The sequence below is a fragment of the Synergistaceae bacterium genome (assembly GCA_031272035.1).
In the GTDB taxonomy this organism is placed as follows: Bacteria; Synergistota; Synergistia; order Synergistales; family Aminobacteriaceae; genus JAISSA01.
Map to the genome: position 1 here is coordinate 1 of JAISUO010000044.1, position 18,351 is coordinate 18,351.

Sequence of the window (18,351 nt, forward strand, 5' to 3'; positions counted from 1 at the left end):
AACCACCCCACCAGGAGGATCAGCAAAATAGGGGCGACGGCGTTGAAACTCCACAGAAAAATATCCCACATTATGATCTCGAACCGCCAATCTTCAGTCTGGGCTCTGCTGGTATCAGACGTTATTTTCTCTGCCCTGAATTCTTAAAACGAAATAATAATATAGCACATAATTTTGCGTGGAGCAGAAATGCTCATCGCCTGGGGACATCCTTATGTATACCAAAAACGGCCCCCTGACGAGGCCGTTTTCCACACAGAAATTCACATCGAATGCAATAAAAACAGAAGCCCTGGCGGTCAGTTGTAGGTTTTGTGGGACTCGACCTTTGTCAGGACACGCCAGGCCCCTTCCGTCAAAGCCTGCATTTCATCCTCGCCGGGGTGGCGCAGGACGGGAGCGATGAATTTCACTTTGGACGTGATCTGTTCGCAGAGCTTTTCGCTGTAGGCCAGCCCTCCGGTGAGGACGACGGCGTCCACCTGGCCCCTGAGAACGGCGGCGGAGGCTCCGATTTCTTTTGCGATCTGGAGGATCATGGCGTCGAAGACGAGGGTTGCTTTTGCATCTCCCGCGGCCACGAGTTTTTCCACCTCGCGCATGTCATTGGTGCCCAGGTGAGCCACCAGACCGCCCCTGCCGCAGATCATCTTTTCAATTTCCGCCAGAGAGTATTTCCCGCTGTAGCAGAGGATGCTCAGGCCCCCCACCGGCAGACTGCCCGAACGTTCAGGCGACATGGGGCCGTCTCCGTCCAGCGCGTTGTTGACGTCGATGACACGTCCTTTTTCATGGGCTCCGACGGAAACGCCGCCGCCCATGTGGGCGATGATGAGGTTACATTCTTCATATTTCTTTTTCAGCTCGGCGGCGACTCGACGCGCCACGGCTTTTTGGTTGAGGGCGTGGAAGATGGAAATGCGCGGGAGCTCCGGCAGCCCCGAAATGCGAGCCTCCTCCGCCAGTTCATCCACGACGACGGGATCGACGATGAACGCTGGAATGTCCTTCCCCGAGGCTTTGGCGAAGCGAACGGCCAGACATGCTCCGAGATTGCTGGCATGGGCGCCCCATACCATATTGCGCAGGTCCTCCAGCATCCGTTCGTTGACGAGGTAAGTGCCGCTTTGCATGGGTTTCAGAAGTCCTCCGCGGCCAACCACCGCGTCAAGGTCCGAGGGTTTCACTCCTTTGGCGTCAAGGATTTTCGAAAGTTCGACGAAGCGGAATTCCTCCTGCTCCATGACGCTGGAAAAATGCGAGAGCTCGGGCGCGTCATAACGCTGGGTTTCGGTCCACAGGCATCGAGTGTCCTCGAAGAGGGCCGCCTTCGTGCTTGTCGAGCCGGGATTGATGGCAAAAATTTTCATTTTCAGGAAGCGTGGGAAATCATGACGGCTGCGGCGATGGAAAGCATCTTGGCGCGGGGAGAGTCTGCCCGGCTGGTGAGGATGACGGGGGCCGCCGCTCCGATGATGATACCCGCCGTCTCGTTCTTCGAGAAGTAGACGATGGACTTCGCGAGCATGTTGCCCGCCTCAATGTGGGGAACGAGCAGAATGTCCGCCCTGCCTGCGACGGGGGAGGTGATTTTTTTGATTTTCGCGGCCTCTTCGCTGATGGCGTTGTCCAAAGCCAGGGGGCCGTCTACAAGGCAGTTTTTGAGTTGTCCGCGCTGAGCCATCTGCACGAGGGCGGCCGCGTCCAGGGTGCAGGGCATGTCGGGGTTGACGAGCTCCACGGCCGCAAGACAGGCGACCTTCGGGCACTCCACGCCCAGCGCGCGGGCGAAGTTGACGGTGTTCTGGAGAATGTCGGCCTTCTGCTTCAGATCGGGATAGGTGTTGAACGCCGCGTCGGCGACGAAAAAGATGCGGTCGTAACCGTCAATCTCGTGGAAGTAACAGTGAGAAATGACCTTGCCGCTGCGGAGCCCCACTTCCTTGTTCAGCATTCCCCGCAGAAAGTGGTCGGTGTGAAGCTGTCCCTTCATGTAAATGTCGGCGCGTTTTGAAGAAACTTCCGTCACCGCAACGATCCCGCATTTCGCTTCGTTCTTTTCGTCGATGATCGTATAATCGCTTTCTTTGGCCCCCGCCTCTGCGATACAGGCTTTGACCTTCGCGGTGTTTCCTACCAGCGTAGCCTCCACAAGACCGGTTTTACGGGCTTCTTCAATTGCTGAAATAAGACCCGCATCCTCTGCCATGGCGACGGAAATGCGCTTTTTCCCCCTGGCTGCGCAAAGTTTTTTGGCTTCCTCAACCATCTGGGAAAGTGAACGAATTTGTTCCATCTCACAAAACCCTCCAGTATTAAAATATTCTGTTTAAAAATATCTTGCACTGCAGTGTTACGCCATTTACGGTATTGCGATACTTTATTACTGCGACTGATGCATCTGGTGTCGGATCGCTGCCGCTTTATTATACTTAATTTTTTAGAACATAGTCTCCGTAATTTTTTGCTTTTTCGTCCCCGTTCAAAACTCGGAGCGCCCCCTGAGCCAGGGCCAGCATTTCGTCTTCGCCCGCGTAGATGAGGCAGGGGGCGATCCACTGCACGCGTTCCTCGACAAGGCTGACGAAATCAGAGTCGTAGGCGACGCCGCCCGTGAAAAGGATAATATCGACGGGCTCTCCCATGGAAACGGCCTGAGCTCCGATTTCCTTCGAGACCTGCCAGGCCAGAGCGCGATAGATGAGCCCCGCCTGTTCGTCGCCGTTTTTGATTTTCGCGCCCACTTCGCGCATGTCGCTGGTTCCCAGATAAGCCCTCACTCCGCCTCCTGACACGACCAGGCGGTTGAAGTCTTTTTGAGCGTACCGGCCGCTGAAGCAGAGACGAGCCAGCTCGCCGGCGGGAAGTCCGCCGGTGCGTGAGGGAGAGAAGGGGCCGAAATCGGTGCCGTTGCTCGTGTCGATGATGCGCCCCCGCCGGTGGGCCACCACGGTGATTCCTCCACCCAGGTGAGCCACGACGGCGCGCAGCTCATCCCAGGGGATTCCCAGTTCACTGGCGGCCCGGCGCACGGTGGCCTTGATGTTGAGGGCGTGAGAAAAGGAATCTTTGGGCAGGTCGGGCAGTCCCGTGATTTTGGCCTCCGGCAGCATCTCGTCCACACATACGGGATCCACGATGAAGGCCGGGACGTTCCATCGCAGGGCCAGCGCGTTTGCCAGAATGCCCCCCAGGTTGGAGGCGTGGTCCCAGGGCTTGCCGAGCTTCAGGCGTTCCACAAGGCGCTCGTCCGCCAAAAACGTCCCTCCCGGCAGGGGATCGATGATCCCTCCGCGTCCGGAGACGGCGTCCGCCCCTTCAGGCCCCGCGCCACCGCGGTGCTTTGCGATGACGTTCAGAATCGTTTTCAGCCTGAAGTCAAACTGGTCCGCGATATGCTCGAAAGGGGCGAGCTCTTCGATCGTATGGCGGATCGTCTCGTTCCAGAGAACCGTTTCTCCGGAAAATTTCGCTACTTTTGTACTGGTGGAACCCGGGTTGATGGTTAAAACGGAGTACGTCATCCTGTTCCCTCCTGCGGTAACTTTTGGACTTCACTGCGTATTCTGATTTTGGGTCTGGCCGGACATGTCCTTCATTCAAGCCATTCTTCGATGTGTTCCAGATAAAGATCCGACAGGCGACGGGTCCAGGGGCCTGGACGTCCGTTGCCGATAATCTGCGCGCCGATACGAACCACGGGAAGAATTTTTTTGACGCTGCCCGTGATGAAGGCTTCGCTGGCCTGAGGCAGTTCCGTCAGCAGGGGACAGCGTTCCTCCACGTTCAGCCCCGCCCTGTACGCCAGATCGATGACGGCCTGTCGGGTGGTTCCCTTCAGAACGCGGGTCAGAGGGGCCGTCAGCAGGGTGTCGCCGATGCAGAGGAAGAACGAGCTGTGGCCGCTCTCCGTGATTTCGCCCTCGGGGCAGTACAGAATCTCCGCGTGTTCGTCATAGGGAGAAAGCGTGTAGGCCCGGCGGTAGTCGATACTTTTGGTGGAGGGATCATTTCGTCCGTCGTCAATGGGTTCCAGGCGGATTCCGTTTTCATAGAGCGATGCCGGGGGGATGTCCAGCGCCTCGAAGGTGACGAAAAAGCGGGGCTCCGTGAAGCCGCGCACCCGGTCGAACACGTCGCCGCCGGAAAGGTAGGCTTTGATCAGGAGCTCCTCGTCCAGTTTGGAGATTCCCTCACGGATAATTTCCCGCATTTCCTCGATGCCCAGAGGAGGATGAATATAGGAATTTTTCGCGCCTGTCAGGAGACGTTCCAGGTGCGGCGTCAGCATGAGCGGACGTTTCCGCCAGGTGCTTATGGACTCGAAAACGCCGATGCCGCGCTGGATAATGAGATCTGTTACGGGAAGCAGAGCCTCCGTTGGACTGACGAACCGTTTGTCAATGTAACACAGTTTCATATCTGACCCCTCCGTAAAGAGCGTTGAAAATAGAATATTTTATGATTAATAAGCCGAAAATTCAGTGTGTAATTTTTTTCACAGGGCAATAGTGTTACGATTTGCCTCCGATGTCAAGATGGAAGATGAAAAGGAAAGATAAAGAGAAAAGATGAAAGGTGAAAATGGAAAACGGAAAACGATTTCCAGCGACGTCACAGGGGCGTCGTGTTTTTCGCCGCTTCCGCTTTTCGGAGGAGGCTGACGACGTTTTTGCTGTTTCGGGACAGGGCGCAGTCGACGGCGGTACAGCCGTTTTTGTCCTGAACGTGGACGTCGGCTCCCGCCTTCAGCAGGAGGTGAACGAAAGCCGGAGTGTCTTCAATGAGGGCGGCGAAAAAAAGAGGCGTCTGTCCGGCATCCGAGAGCATGTTCACCGCGGCTCCGTTTTTGAGAAGTTCTTCCACCACCGGCAGACTTTTGCAGGGGCTGTTCAGGGCGTAGAAAAGGGGCGTCCATCCTTCCCGGCCCTCCTGATTTCCCCTGGCGTTGACCTCGGCTCCGGCCTGGATCAGGTCGTGAAGCGTTCCGGAAAACCGTCCAAAGGCCGCCGCGTGAAAGAGAGGGGTGAGTCCCTCCTCCGTGCGGGGATCGGCCCAGGCTCCCGCCGTCAGCATGTGAGAGATGACCGCCGCGTTTCGGTCGGGATCCAGTGTGGCGAACAGAAGGGGCGTCCACCTCTTCCGCCGCGGAGAGTAGCAGGTGACGTCGAGACTGGCCCCTCTTTTGACGAGGAGGGTCGCCGTTTCAGCCCGCCGCCGGTCCCGCTGGATAAACTCGCCGAGGCGGGCGTCGTCCGGATCCCGGGTTTCAGTCAGCAGGGCCCACATCAGAGCGGTCATTCCCTCCCGTGTTTCCGCGTCGATGTCGGCTCCCGCGTCGATCAGAGCCTCGACCACGGAGGGTTCGTCGTTCAGAACGGCCGCCATCATCAGGGGCGTGAAGCCGTTTTCGCTGGTTTCGTTGACGTCGGCCCCTTCGCGAATCGCCTCCAGAATCGCGTCACTCCGTCCCGGAACGGACAAAAGCTCCAGGAGAGATTTTTTGTTTTCCTTCATTTTTTGTTTCCCTTCGCCGTTCTCTCTTCTCTTTACGCCTGTTTATTTTTGATTTTTACTTCTTTTCCCTGTCCGGTTGTATTGGTTGTATTATGGTATCATGATTCACCGATTCAGGTGGATATTTGATAAATTTACGAGTATCCGCAATTTACGAAAGGAGTTGTATTTATATTGACGTCTCTGTTTCGAGCTTTGTCCGCCGTGATCGTTCCGGTGTGTCTTTTAGCGGTGGTCCTGCCGGCGGGGAGGGCTTTTGCCGGAGAGCGTCCGGTGGCTGTTTTTGAAACGACTCTCGGGACGTTCCGCGCGGAGCTTTTCACGGATCTCGCCCCAAAAACGGCGCAGAACTTCATCGATCTCGCTCAGAAAAATTTCTACGACGGAGTCATCTTCCATCGGGTCATCGATAATTTTATGATTCAGGGCGGGGACCCCACAGGCACGGGGCGGGGCGGTCCCGGATACACGATTCCCGACGAGTTCGGCCCCGGCCTGAAGCACGACAGGCCCGGCCTGCTGTCCATGGCCAACGCGGGCCCCAACAGCGGAGGTTCCCAGTTCTTCGTCACGCTGGTTCCCACTCCCTGGCTGGATGGCAAGCACGCGATTTTCGGCTCGGTGGTGGAGGGTATGGACGTGGTGAAGGCCATCGGCAAAACAAAGGTGGGCCCCGGTGACAGGCCCGTGATCGACGTCGTCATGAAAACGGTCACGATTGAAATGCCGGAGGCGAAATAGCCTCCGTCCGAACCCTGAGGCGACGAAATGGATGGCCCGAAACCGGATTACAGGCTCAAAAACTTTACGATAGGAAACGGCGAACTGACGCTGATGGCGGGGCCCTGCTCTCTGGAAAGCCTGGAGCTGGGGCTGGAGGTGGCCCGCGTCATGAAGCGCCTTTGTGAGGAAAGAGGCGTCGGCTGCATCTTCAAGGCCTCCTTCGACAAGGCCAACCGCACGTCGATCCACTCATGGCGGGGCCCTGGAATCGTTCGCGGGCTTGAGGAGCTTGCGCAGATCAAAAAAGAACTGGATGTCCCGGTGGTGACGGACATTCACGAACCCTGGCAGGCCGCGCAGGCCGCGGAGGTGGCGGACGTCCTGCAGATTCCCGCGTTTCTCTGCCGTCAGACGGATCTGCTGACGGCTGCCGCGTCTACGGGAAAAATCCTGAATATCAAGAAAGCGCAGTTTCTGGCCCCCGAGGACATGAAAAACGTGGTCGAGAAATGCCGGGAGGCGGGGAACGACCGCGTGCTGCTCTGCGAACGGGGGACCATGATGGGGTATCGTCAGCTCGTGGTGGACATGCGCTCGCTGGTGACGATGCGCGCTCTGGGCTGTCCCGTGGTTTTCGACGCCACCCACAGCGTCCAGAAACCGGGGGCGATGGGCGGCGTCAGCGGAGGCGACCGGGAAATGGCGCTGCCTCTGGCCCGGGCTGCTGCTGCTGTGGGCATTGACGTTTTGTTTGTGGAAACTCATCCCGACCCCGCTTCTGCCAAAAGCGACGGCCCCAACATGATTCCCCTCTCTGAAATGGGAGCGTTTTTGGATCAGGTTCTGGCGATTCATCGGGTTCGGCAGGCCCTGCGTCAACAGGAGGGAGGGACCGTCTGCGGTGGAGCTGAAACTGCCCTGGGAGCGTGAAGCCCTCGCCTGTACGGACGACGAACTGCTGACAATCGGAAAAAATGTCCTTCGCAGCGAGGCCGGAGAGCTGCTGCGGGCGGCGGAAGGTCCCTGCGAAGGGCTGGTTCAGGCTGCCCGGGTGATCTTTGCGTGTCCGGGACGGGTGGTCGTCGTGGGGATGGGGAAATCCGGGCATGTGGGAGGCAAGTTTGCCGCCACTCTGGCCTCCCTGGGAACTCCGGCTTTTTTTCTCCACGCCGCGGAGGCCCTGCACGGCGATCTGGGCATGGTGCGCAGCGAGGACGTGGGCGTTTTCCTCAGCAACAGCGGGACCACGGCGGAGGTTCTGGCGATTCTTCCCTGGTTCAGCCGGCTGGGCGCGCCGGTGATCGCCGTCACCGGCGCGACGGATTCCCCTTTGGCCCAACATTCGGATGTGGTCATTGATTCGGGAGTGACCCGTGAAGCGGACCCCCTGGCCCTTGCTCCCACCAGCAGCACGACGATGCAGATGGCCCTGGGCGATGCGCTGGCCGGCATGGTGACGCGCCTTCGGGGCCTGAGCCGGGAGGATTTCGCGGCTTTTCATCCGGGGGGAGCCCTCGGCCGCCGACTGCTGACCAGGGTCGCCGACGTGATGGGGACCGGAGACCGCCTTCCCAGGGTGTCCCGGAATGTGTCGGTGAAAGACGCGCTTTTCGAAATGACTCGCAAAAAATACGGGTCCACCTGTGTGGTGGACGAAGAGGGGAGACTGGCGGGATTTTTTACGGATGGCGATCTGCGCCGGCTGCTGGAAAAAAATGGAGTGGAGGCCCTGAATCGAAAAATCGAGGAGTTCATGACGCGAACGCCCTGTACGATCACGGCCAATCGTCTGGCGGTGGAGGCCGTACGTATCATGAGAGAGCGTGAAATCAGCGCGCTGATTGTGGTGGAGGCCATGGAAAGAGGAGAAGTGGCGGAAGATAAAGAGGACTCCGCGGGGTTGAGGCCGGTGGGGCTCGTTCACTTTCACGAACTGCTGGCGGCGGGGCTGGCCTGAAATGCAAAATTCTTCGGAACTTATCCACGTTGCTCTGGCGGTATGGGATCCAAAGGGAACCTACGCGCGCCACGGGGGGGTCGTTATGGCCTCCATTTTTCTCAACACACGAAGTCCTGTTTGCGTTCACGTTCTGCACGACCGGACACTGACGGAGCGCAATCGCGAACTCCTGAGCGAAACGGCGGAAACGTATGGTCAAAGCGTCGCGTTTTACGACGTCTCTCCTTACAACATCAACTCCGATTCCGTCAAACTTGAATTGAGATGCTCACCCGGTACGATGTTTCGTCTTTTGATCCCCGAAGTTTTGCCCGCGTCTCTGGAGAAGGTCATTTACCTGGACTGCGACGTCCTCGTCAACATGGACATTCGGGAGCTCTGGGAGGTTCCTCTGGAGGGTTTTTCTCTGGCCGGCGTGTTGGATCGTCCGGAAAACAGGCCGTTTAAACTCTTTTCGGAAAGAGCTTTTCGGCTGAGGTGGATGCGCTGTGATCGAAAATACTACGTCAACGGCGGCGTTCTGCTGATGAATCTTCCCAGGATTCGGGAAAAATGCAGCTTATTTCAGAGGATTTTCTCCTGGGCGAAAGAGTATGGGCGATATGCGACCCACGGAGATCAGGACATGCTGAACTCCTGCTTTCGGGGCGACATCAAAATTCTCGATCCCAAATTCAATACCTGCCGGACGTATTTTGACTCCCTTCCGGAGGGCATTCTCCACGCCGTATGCGAGCCCAAACCCTGGGAAGCCCTGTGGGGCTCCGCGGCGGAGGGGCTCTACTGGCATACGCTGCTCAAAACCCCCTGGGGACGTCTTCAGCCGGACGAAATCGCGGACCTGCTGCTTGCCATCGCCTCCAGTCCTCTGACCGTGCATCGCAAAACTTCCCAGTGCTATAAAAGGATCTTTTCCCGTCTTCGAAAAGATATTTTCTGCTGTGAGCCGGTTTCGACCTTATGGCTTCTGGGGCGGGAAGCGATTTATCGCCTCGGACGGGCTCTGGCTGGAAAAACGACTCCGGCCCGGGACATGCCTGCGCCTGCGGCAGGGGACAGAGTTCTGTGGGTTCGTTTTTGGGCCTTTGGAGACGTTCTCGAAGCCGCGGCGGACGCCTGCAATTTCAAAAGGCGTTTTCCGGAAGTGCATCTGACTTTTTTGTCGAATCCTGAATATACGGGATTGCTGCGGGGAATGCCCTGTTTCGACGAGGTAATTGGCGGACGTAAAAAACCCTTCGCGGAATGGTGGCGCACCCTTCGAAAAATCAGAGCCGGTCGCTATAAATGGGTGGTCAGCGACCATCGGGGAGGGCATACCTCGTTTCTGGCCCTCTTCAGCGGCGCTCTCTGCCGCGTGGGGACGAGTTCGCTGTTCTCCATGAATTATCACGTGGACACCGCGACGTGGTTTTCCTCTCTTGGCGTCGACGTGAAGGACCGCTCCCTTCCCTCCGTCCTCTCCAGGCCGGAATGGCGGGAGGCCGTTTGGCCTCTGGCGCAAAAACTGCCGGAGCGCCGTCTTTTGGTTCTGATCGGGGCGGGAGCGGTGAAAAAAATGTGGACCGCCGAGGGCTGGATTGAGCTCTTGCGCCCTCTCCTGAAGAAAGGATGGGGAATCGTGCTGAACGGCCACGGGCCTTTGGAGGAGTCTTTGGGACGGGAAATCGAAAACGCCCTGGCCTCGGAAAATGTCCTGAACCTGGCGGGAGCTCTGAACTTCGAAAAAATGGCGGGGCTGGCGTCTTTCTGCGAGCTGGCCGTCGGAAACGACACGGGTCCCCTGCACCTTGCCGCGCTGAGCGGCGTGCCCACCCTGGGGCTTTTCAGTTATTCCACGTCTCGGGATATGAATCTGACAATGCCCTGGTTTCGGGAGTTCTGCGCGGCGGATTGGGTGGTTCCGAAAAACGGAGAAATTCCCCTGAAACTTCTGTCCGCCAAGCCGGTGGCGGAGGCTTTCGATGCGTTCATCGAAGAGTTCCTGCCGAAAGCCTGGACCTGGCGTCAGAATCCGGCTGCCCGCTGACTTTACCCTCAAGAAAAAAATCTGCGCCGTCACTTTATCAGGCAGACCATCCTGCCTGGAGTTTCGGTGCAGAAATCAACTTTATGGCGGATTGTGTAATCGTGTACTGAAAAAAGACGCCTGATACTGCCAGGTGACTCACGAAAATTTATGCAAAAAAGGCCCCGCGGCTCTATACCGATGCGGCCTCCTCGGGCTCTTCTTCGGAGGGAACCGCCTCTCCGCCCGGCTCCAGAACTTCACGCATATGAGCCACCGTATGACCCTTCTCCTCAAGAGCTTCCTTGAGGGAAAAAGCGAATTGCGGCGCGGAGGGGAAATCTCCGTGGAGACCCACGGTATGAATCTTCATGGGGATGGTCGTGCCGTCCACCGTTTCCAGCACGCCCTCTTCCAGAATCCTCAGAATGCGATCCGATGCCACTTTGGCGTCCGCGATGATGTCGCCCCGCTCTCCGCGAGGCACCAGCGTCCCGTCTTCATGATAGCCCCTGTCCGCAAAAATCTCCGAGGCAAAGGCGATGTTCACCTCGGAGGCCGCCGTCTCGAAGCAGGAAGAAGCCTGTCCCACGAGGATCAAATTTCTGCTGGCGTCTCGAACGGCGCAGGCGACGGACTTGGCTGCGGGAAGATCTCCCACGCACCTCTCGTAAAGGGCCCCCTGGGGTTTCACGTACTCCAGATTCACTTTGTTCGCCCGGCAGATGGCCTGCAGTGACCCGATCTGATAAAGCGTGTAGGCGTAAATTTCATAGGGCGTCAGATTCATGTTGCGCCGGCCGAACCCCTGCAGGTCGGGATAACCGACAAGAGCGCCGATTCCCACCCCTGCCCTCCGGACCGAACCCGTCGTCGTCTGCATGATGAGCGGATCTCCCGCGTGAAGTCCACAGGCGATCGACACGGAACTTACGATGCGCAACATCGCCTCGTCCATTCCCATTTTCCACGCCCCGAAACTTTCCCCCAATGTGCTGTTCAGGTCTATCACAGGCATTTTGCACCCTTCTTTCCCCAGTTTCTTTCGGTTCCAGATTTTTTTACACTCTGATTTTTTTCGAGAGTTCGATTTTGCTGTTTCTATTTTTTTTATACTTTTATGTCTATTTTATATTTTTTTACCCCTGTAAATCAACTTTCCCCTTTATTCCGGGGAGCGAACATCTGAAGGAAAGTTTTGTGAGTTTCCCTGGGAAGGATACGATATCCTTTTTTCTCCTTGGTGACCCAGAGGAAATAATCTTTATAAAAAGAAGAGGCCATTTCGAGGATGGACTTTCCCCTGTTTTCCTTGATGTGCTCGTAGGTGTTTTTGAGGATTCGGTCTTCGTCACTGTCCCAGCGAAAGGTTCCCAGCGCGTAGGCCAGGGATTTTTCGGCGGAAGTCGTCGGAAACATCGGCAGCAGAATGGTGTGATCGCCCCAGTCGTAGGTGCCCAAGCCCTGTCCCGGAATGAAGATTACCCGGGGAACGCCATACATGCGGATGCGCGGGACGATGAACATGTCCATGTCCAGGTCGCAGAGGTCTTCCACCATTCGCGAGGCCGTGTCATAGCCCATGGGTTCCGAGTCCTGCGGGCAGAAAAACGACTGTTCGCAACGGGCGACTTTCGCCGGAACGGCCATATACTCCTTCTTTTTTGCCAGCATGTTTTTGAGCTCTTTGCGCATCATCTGCTGAGAAAACTGAAGGCAGGCGTCTCCGCCCTTTTTGAGCCGCGCCCGGGTTTTTTCCTCGTCCTGACGGCTGTACAGGATTTTCCGGCCCAGGGTTTTCGTCGATTCGTGGAGGGCCATAAAAATCTCGCTTTCCGGCAGACCGAGAGGTTCCACCTCATCTTTCTGGGCGATGGAAAGCTGAATCATCATGGCGTGTTCCGCCTCGTTGTAGCGGAAACGATCCTGGGACATCCCCTGCTTGACCTCGTCGGGCGCTTCACGAAATTCCCTGACGCGCATCTCCACTTTCAGGGTCTGCATGAGACACTCGTCCAGTCCGGAGGTGATTTTTTCAACATCGCCGCCGTTGTCGTTGGAAATACGGGAAATAATTCTCTCTATTTCTTCGTCTCGCTTTGCCTGCAGCTCGGCCAGTCTTTTTTCCATGCTTTCCGTTCTCTCAAGTCCTTCCCCGCAGACCAGCGGCGGAAGGGGGTTTCGGGTAATCGTTGCCCAGCACTCCGCTATGAAATCGGAAAGAGTTTCGTACTGAAAAACGCCGGGTACGGCCTTCAGGGTGAGACTGCGGGCAGTGTCGAATTTTGCGTTCCGCGGCGTAACGGAGTCGTTTAAATAGCCAAAATCAATAAACAGGCGCTCCTCATCGTCGAAGGTAAGCCGCTCCGGAAAGGACTCCGTCTGAGCATCCAGAATCGCCCACAGCAAATCCCAGTATTTTTCTGAAAGCTGCTGCCATTCTTTTCGGGCTTTGACCTTGTCCTCGGTTTTTCCGGAGGCAAGGTATCCCGCATATCTTCCAGAAATTTTATCGATTTCTCCACATACTTTTACGACGTCCGGTATTTTTTCCCATCGTTTGAAAACCACGTTCTGAGTCATTGGAACACTCCTTTGAAGTAACTCGAAACGACGCTCTCTCGCTTTGCAGCGGAGGGCCCCTCCCGTTTCATTATCGAAATCGAAAAAATATCACTTCAAATGCCACATAAGTATAACACTTTAAGAAACAACATCCCTGAAGCTCGCAAAAAAGTTTGCACCGCGTCCTGCATATGCGTGAATGCCCTCAGCGCCGCGCTCTTTCCCGCTGACAATTGTCTTTTGGACATATTGACTATGCCCTGTTTTTATGTATTCTAACCTCCAGGCTTTCGATTGGGAATCGGAGCAAATACGGTACAGGTCAATCGGGAGGATTTAAATGGAGTATTTCGGTCAAATTATTGCTTTGCTGACGGGAAACGGTTATGTTCAGGCGATCCTGGGATATGCGGTTCTTCTGATTCTGGTGGGCTGGTTTGCGGGAAGGCGGGTCAAAAATTCTTCCGGTTTTTTCGTGGCCGGACGCAAACTTTCGGGAAGCCTTCTTTTTACGACCCTGATTGCGGCCAACCTGGGGGCGGGGTCCACCGTGGGAGTCGCGGCCATCGCGTACAAATCGGGAATATCGGCCTGGTGGTGGATTGGCAGCGCGGGGGTCGGCTCAATGATTCTGGCCTTCCTGGTGGGGCCGCGTATCTGGCGCATCGCCTGCCGCCATCAGCTGTACACCCTTGGAGATTATCTGGATCGGCGCTACAGCAGAACGTTTCGCGGCCTTTTTTCCGGAATGATGGCGGTGGGAACTCTCGCCCTCTTCTCCGGGCAGCTGCTGGGGATCGCCTGGATCCTTGAGGTGGTCGCCGGGGTTCCCAAGGAAGCGGGAGTCGTCGCCGGGGCTTTTGTCACCACGCTGTACTTTGCGGCGGGCGGTCTGCTGTCGGCCGCGGTGGTGAACGTGGTGGAGGTTGGAGTCATTCTCGCGGGATTTCTGGTCGCCCTTCCCTTCGTGTGGTCCTTTGTGGGAGGATGGGAAGGTCTGGTGGGGAAGGTGAGCCAAAATCTGACGGAGGCCTCGGCTCAAGGCGATTATTTCTCCATGGGAGGCATCGGGATGACCGTCATCATCGGTTACCTGGTGATGCTGATTCCGTCGTTTTTCATCTCTCCCGGGTTGATCGGCAAGGTTTTCGGAGCCCGCAGCGAGCGCGCCATCAAGGCAGGGACGGCGATGAACGGCGTGGTTCAGCTCGTCTTTGCGATTATTCCCGTGGTCATCGGGATGGCGGCCTTCGCTTCCTTCCCCTCCCTGAGCCGCCCCGATCTGGCCCTGCCCACGGCCATGAAGGAAATGATGCCCTTCGGCATCGCCACGCTGGCTCTGGCCGCCATTTTCGCGGCGGAAGTGAGCACCGCCGACGCTGTCCTCTACATGCTGGCCACGTCCGTTTCCAACGATCTCTATAAAACGTTTCTGAACCCTCACATCGAAGACTCTGCGCTGTTGCGGGTCAGCCGTCTCGTCACCCTGGTCTCGGGAATTCTCGGCGTCGTTTTCGCGCTCTTTCTGGACAGCATCATCTCCGCTCTGACGATTTTCTACTCGCTGATGAGCGTGTCCCTGGCGGCTCCGCTGATTTTTGGCCTGTACACCCGCCGGGCTTCCAACGGAGGCGCGCTGCTTTCCTCCCTGCTGGGGGTGGCGCTGACGCTTTTCTGCACGTTTTACAAAGGGGCGCCCTTCGTCAGCCTTGGAGTGGGAACTCTCGACACCGCCACCCATCTGGTGGACTTCGGCTTCACGAAACTGAACGCCACCACCTGCGGCATACTCACGACCTTCGTCGTCATGGCGGTTTCTCTCGTCATACTGCCCTCGAAAGCTGAGAAAACGGATTTAACGGATTTTTCGTGAATCTGCGAACCTCTGATTTTGTGAAGGGAATCGAACCGTGAGACGCTCCGGTGTTTGCCCCGCGTCTCACGGTTTTTGCGTCAGGGTCGTTCGTTCAGCATCCTGGCCGCCTTCAGGACGTGTTTTGCCAGAACGGAGGTGGTCACCGCTCCCACTCCGCCGGGAACGGGGCTGATCATGGAGACCATCGGAGCGACGGCATCGTAATCCACGTCTCCGCAGAGTTTGCCGTTTTCGTCCAGGTTGATGCCCACGTCGATGACCACGCTTCCGGGACTGACGAAGGCGGAGGAGAGCATACGGGCCTTTCCCGCGGCGGCAACGATGATATCCGCGTTTTTACAGATCGCTTCCATGTTCACCGTTTTTGTGTGGCAGAGAGTGGGGGTCGCGTTGCGCTTCAGCAGAAGCATCGCCAGGGGTCTTCCCACCACCATGCTGCGTCCCACCACGGCCACGTTTTTACCGGCGATTTCCACGCCGCAGCAGTCCAGCATCTCGATTACCGCCGACGGGGTGCAGGGGGCGAAACCGTCCGCCTCTCCGGAAAAAACTTTTGCGGCGCTGAGGGGGCTCATTCCGTCCACGTCCTTCAGGGGATTGATTCTTTTTTTGACGGCTTCCTCGTCCAGGTGTCCGGGCAGGGGACGAAACAGCAGAATACCGTGAATTTCCGGGGAAGCGTCGATTTTCGCGAATGCGTCGACAAAGGTTTTTTGGTCGATGTCCTCCGGAAACTCGAAGACCTGCGTCCCAATGCCCAACCCCTCGAAGCGTTTGAGCGCGCCCCGCTCGTAGGCCAGGTCGTCCGGGCGGGCTCCGACGCGGACAATTCCCAGTTTGGGATGAAGTCCCTGGCGTTTCAGCCGGTCCAGCTCCTTTTCCAGAGATTCCTTCATTCGTGCGGCGACCTCCGCGCCTTTCATGACCGTCGTCATGGCGTCAGGCCCTTTTCTTTCCGCGGTAGACGAAGTAATAGACGAGTCCCACGAACAGCCCGCCTCCCACGATGTTTCCCAGCGTGACGGGGAGAAGGTTCCCCGCGAAGAACGACTTCAGTCCCAGTGACGCGATGCTTTCCGGGGTCGCGCCGAGTTTCACGGCCTGATCCACGTAGAGAGGAACCCCTTTCGCCATGAGTCCGGCGGAGATATAGTACATGTTCGCGACGCTGTGCTCGAAGCCGGACGTGATGAAAAGCCATATGGGGAAGAAGATGGCCAGCAGCTTGCCCGTGACGTCGCCGGCGGCCGAGGCCATCCAGACCGCCAGGCAGACCAGCCAGTTGCAGAGAAGGCCCAGGTAAAAGGCCTTCGTGAAGGTCAGGCTCGTCTTGTAAGCGGCCAGTTTCAGCGTGAAGCCGCCCAGGAGCCCCCCTGAATAGTCCAGCTGTCCCGAGCCGTGAATGAGGAAGGCCAGCAGTACGGAACCGATGAAGTTTCCCGCGTAAACGCATACCCATCCCCGAAGCATGGAAGGAAGGGATATTTTATCCTCTGCGCAGGCGATGACCATCAGGCAGTTGCCTGTAAAAAGCTCTCCGCCCGCCACCACCACCAGCATCAGCCCCGTGGCGAACAGCGCGCCGGCCAGCGCCTTGCCCAGCCCCACGGATTCGATGGTGTGTATGGCCACATTGGACCCTTCGGAGGCGAAGGCGATGAAGGCGCCGGCCAGAATGCCAAGGACAAGCTGCTGTATGGGCGAAAGTCCGGCTTTCTTTTTGCCGATTTCAATAAAATTTTCCGTGATTTCCGCCGGCGTCAAATACTCTTTTTGCATATTACCGTTTCTCTCCTTTTCACCGGACGATTCTTCAGACGTTCCGGTCTCTTTTCCGCGCAAAAAATTTTGTGGAAAGGTTTGGGTCAGCCGCGCGGAATGGGGCTTTCCACACTTCTATAGCGAATTGCGTAATCGTGTACTGAAAAAAGACGCTTAACACTGGCAGATGGCGCACAAAAATTTGTGCAGAAAGGAGCCGGAGGCTCTATTTTACATCCTCCAGTTTGCCGAGATCCACGTGACAATACCCGTTGGGATTTTTGTCGAGGTAGTCCTGGTGGTATTCTTCGGCCGGGTAGAAGTTTTCCAGAGGTCTCAGCTCCACGGCGAGAGGGGTCTCGTATTTCGCCTGCTCCGACGCGAAGACGCTCTCGATCACGGGCCTGTCCTCCGCCGCCGTCATGTAGACGCCGGTACGGTACTGAGTGCCCGTGTCGGGGCCCTGGCGGTTTTTGCTCAGAGGATCAATGATGGTGAAATACGCCTCCAGCAGCTTTTTCAGAGGCAGCTGGCGGGGGTCGTAAAACACCTGCACCGTTTCGGCGTGTCCCGTGTTTTCATGGCAAACCTGCTCGTAGGTGGGATTTTCCGTTTTTCCGTTGGCGTATCCCACAGTGGTGTCCGCCACGCCGGGCAGACGTGCGATGAACGCCTCCGTTCCCCAGAAACAGCCTCCCGCAAGGTAGATTTCCCGAAGCTCCTTTTTATCGAAAGTCCTTCCTCTGTTGGGGTTGGCGGGCATTGCTCCTCCTCCATGTCCCGTATGTTCTGCAGTCATGATAAAAACCTCCTTCGGTTCTTTTGTTTCGACGGCAACCTCTCAGCGGCAGGGCGTCGAATACCTGTCCGCTCTCTGCGCTTTCCCTGACATGGGCTTTCCCTTGACAAAACCGCTTTCTTTCCATATAATGCCCATTGTTTTGCTGTTGGGGCTATAGCTCAGCTGGGAGAGCGCTTGAATGGCATTCAAGAGGTCAGGGGTTCGAATCCCCTTAGCTCCACCAAAGCAGATTATAACAGATAAAAACAGGTAACTAAACCCCGGTTCCCGCTGGGGTTTTTCTTTTTCGGCTGCCTGCGTCGGTCTGGGAAAGACTGTCCCGTTCAGGTAAGCCGGTATCGTTAAAGTCTTCCTGACGCAGACGGGCTGAACTCCTGACGGACCTGTTGCATTCATACCAATTTGCTTTCAATCGAATACTAATGAAGAAGCTAATGTTTGAATATCATTGCTTTTAGCTATTCTAACTTCAGGCCTTTTACTTCAAATTGGTATCAAACATCGACCGGGAAAATTCTTTCGTTGGGCTCCAGCGTTGGACTCCAGAAGGATAAACTTACGCTGTTTTGTGCTTCAGGATTCCTCGAAGGGCGGAGGCGAGAACCTGGGAAAAGTTCAGTCCTGCCGCGACGGCTGCCTCGTTCAGGTCGGCCGGTATCGTTAAAGTCTTCTTGACGTAGACGGGTTGAACCTCCTGACGGACCTGCGGCATCCAAACATCGACCAGGAAAATTCTTTCGTTGGGCTCCAGAGTGACAGCGCTGCCCTGGCTGGGTTCCGGTATGGGATCGTTGTCCAGCTCCATATTGTAGAGGTGAAGACCTAACGCTTCTTCAGCCATTTTAACGGCGTCTCTGTCATCATCCCCACAGGAAATACAGCCGGGAAGATCGGGAAACGTGATGGATATTCCATTTTCTTCATAGCAGAAAACAGCGGGGAAAAAATAGCGGTCACGCATTTATATTCACCTTCTTTACCTGATTACCGGACTTATTCCAGACCCGCCTGTGTTTTAATGCTTTTTACGGTCTTCGGTGTCAGATCCTTCCTGCCCATTGGTATCGTCGTTTTACCCTGTTTCGTCGGATGTCTGAAGTGCCTGTGACTTCCTCGCTGGTTTATCGCGTACCATCCAT

The 18,351-nt window shown here is 56.5% G+C and carries 17 protein-coding genes and 1 tRNA gene; 6 read left to right on the forward strand and 12 right to left on the reverse strand.

Translation table 11 applies throughout. The features are described from left to right. Positions 1–299: 299 nt before the first annotated feature. The 5 genes from buk (LBR61_05160) to LBR61_05180 form a co-directional block, all read right to left on the reverse strand. Positions 300–1,370 (reverse strand): butyrate kinase, encoded by a 1,071-nt coding sequence (gene buk, locus LBR61_05160; GenBank protein MDR1731464.1) that lies wholly within the window; start codon positions 1,368–1,370, stop codon positions 300–302. Between the two features lie 2 nt (positions 1,371–1,372). After that, a complete protein-coding gene (locus tag LBR61_05165) occupies positions 1,373–2,296 on the reverse strand; it encodes a bifunctional enoyl-CoA hydratase/phosphate acetyltransferase (protein MDR1731465.1) in 924 nt (307 codons plus the stop codon). Between the two features lie 136 nt (positions 2,297–2,432). Further along, the gene (gene buk, locus LBR61_05170; GenBank protein ID MDR1731466.1) at positions 2,433–3,524 is read right to left on the reverse strand and encodes a butyrate kinase; all 1,092 of its coding nucleotides are present in this window, start codon (positions 3,522–3,524) and stop codon (positions 2,433–2,435) included. 71 nt (positions 3,525–3,595) lie between these two features. Beyond that, a complete protein-coding gene (locus tag LBR61_05175) occupies positions 3,596–4,420 on the reverse strand; it encodes an aminotransferase class IV (GenBank protein MDR1731467.1) in 825 nt (274 codons plus the stop codon). Positions 4,421–4,614: 194 nt separating this feature from the next. Then, positions 4,615–5,517 carry an ankyrin repeat domain-containing protein gene (locus LBR61_05180; protein MDR1731468.1) on the reverse strand — a complete coding sequence of 301 codons (903 nt, stop codon included), beginning with the start codon at positions 5,515–5,517 and terminating at the stop codon, positions 4,615–4,617. 174 nt (positions 5,518–5,691) lie between these two features. Here LBR61_05180 and LBR61_05185 point away from each other — a divergent pair, with 174 nt between their 5' ends. The 4 genes from LBR61_05185 to LBR61_05200 are packed head-to-tail and all read left to right on the forward strand — an operon-like array spanning position 5,692 to position 10,229. Then, positions 5,692–6,258, forward strand: coding sequence for a peptidylprolyl isomerase (locus LBR61_05185; protein MDR1731469.1), 567 nt, complete (start codon positions 5,692–5,694; stop codon positions 6,256–6,258). 27 nt (positions 6,259–6,285) lie between these two features. Next, positions 6,286–7,170 (forward strand): 3-deoxy-8-phosphooctulonate synthase, encoded by an 885-nt coding sequence (gene kdsA / locus LBR61_05190; GenBank protein ID MDR1731470.1) that lies wholly within the window; start codon positions 6,286–6,288, stop codon positions 7,168–7,170. After that, positions 7,148–8,197 carry a KpsF/GutQ family sugar-phosphate isomerase gene (locus LBR61_05195; protein MDR1731471.1) on the forward strand — a complete coding sequence of 350 codons (1,050 nt, stop codon included), beginning with the start codon at positions 7,148–7,150 and terminating at the stop codon, positions 8,195–8,197. Before kdsA ends, LBR61_05195 begins: the two co-directional genes overlap by 23 nt. A gap of 1 nt (position 8,198) precedes the next feature. Further along, positions 8,199–10,229, forward strand: coding sequence for a hypothetical protein (locus LBR61_05200; protein MDR1731472.1), 2,031 nt, complete (start codon positions 8,199–8,201; stop codon positions 10,227–10,229). 172 nt (positions 10,230–10,401) lie between these two features. Here LBR61_05200 and LBR61_05205 read toward each other — a convergent pair whose 3' ends face one another. Together LBR61_05205 and LBR61_05210 are read right to left on the reverse strand one after the other, a co-directional pair. Further along, complete coding sequence (locus LBR61_05205) at positions 10,402–11,226, reverse strand: 5-oxoprolinase subunit PxpA (protein ID MDR1731473.1); 825 nt, start codon at positions 11,224–11,226, stop codon at positions 10,402–10,404. Positions 11,227–11,360: 134 nt separating this feature from the next. Continuing rightward, positions 11,361–12,791 (reverse strand): hypothetical protein, encoded by a 1,431-nt coding sequence (locus tag LBR61_05210; GenBank protein ID MDR1731474.1) that lies wholly within the window; start codon positions 12,789–12,791, stop codon positions 11,361–11,363. A 322-nt stretch (positions 12,792–13,113) separates the two neighbouring features. Between LBR61_05210 and LBR61_05215 the strand changes: the two genes are divergently transcribed. Beyond that, the gene (locus LBR61_05215) at positions 13,114–14,646 is read left to right on the forward strand and encodes a sodium:solute symporter family protein (protein ID MDR1731475.1); all 1,533 of its coding nucleotides are present in this window, start codon (positions 13,114–13,116) and stop codon (positions 14,644–14,646) included. Positions 14,647–14,726: 80 nt separating this feature from the next. On the opposite strand, the gene LBR61_05220 is transcribed toward LBR61_05215, so the two are convergent. The 3 genes from LBR61_05220 to msrA all read right to left on the reverse strand — a co-directional run bounded on the left by LBR61_05220 (position 14,727) and on the right by msrA (position 17,209). Beyond that, positions 14,727–15,584 carry a bifunctional 5,10-methylene-tetrahydrofolate dehydrogenase/5,10-methylene-tetrahydrofolate cyclohydrolase gene (locus LBR61_05220; GenBank protein ID MDR1731476.1) on the reverse strand — a complete coding sequence of 286 codons (858 nt, stop codon included), beginning with the start codon at positions 15,582–15,584 and terminating at the stop codon, positions 14,727–14,729. 4 nt (positions 15,585–15,588) lie between these two features. Then, positions 15,589–16,428 carry a formate/nitrite transporter family protein gene (locus LBR61_05225; GenBank protein MDR1731477.1) on the reverse strand — a complete coding sequence of 280 codons (840 nt, stop codon included), beginning with the start codon at positions 16,426–16,428 and terminating at the stop codon, positions 15,589–15,591. A 208-nt stretch (positions 16,429–16,636) separates the two neighbouring features. Continuing rightward, positions 16,637–17,209, reverse strand: a complete 573-nt coding sequence (msrA, locus tag LBR61_05230) for a peptide-methionine (S)-S-oxide reductase MsrA (GenBank protein ID MDR1731478.1) — start codon at positions 17,207–17,209, stop codon at positions 16,637–16,639. Between the two features lie 150 nt (positions 17,210–17,359). Here msrA and LBR61_05235 point away from each other — a divergent pair. Then, positions 17,360–17,435: transfer RNA gene (locus tag LBR61_05235), tRNA-Ala, on the forward strand. Positions 17,436–17,768: 333 nt separating this feature from the next. Here LBR61_05235 and LBR61_05240 read toward each other — a convergent pair. After that, a complete protein-coding gene (locus LBR61_05240; GenBank protein ID MDR1731479.1) occupies positions 17,769–18,173 on the reverse strand; it encodes a type II toxin-antitoxin system HicB family antitoxin in 405 nt (134 codons plus the stop codon). 32 nt (positions 18,174–18,205) lie between these two features. Then, the gene (locus tag LBR61_05245) at positions 18,206–18,337 is read right to left on the reverse strand and encodes a type II toxin-antitoxin system HicA family toxin (protein MDR1731480.1); all 132 of its coding nucleotides are present in this window, start codon (positions 18,335–18,337) and stop codon (positions 18,206–18,208) included. Positions 18,338–18,351 lie beyond the last annotated feature (14 nt).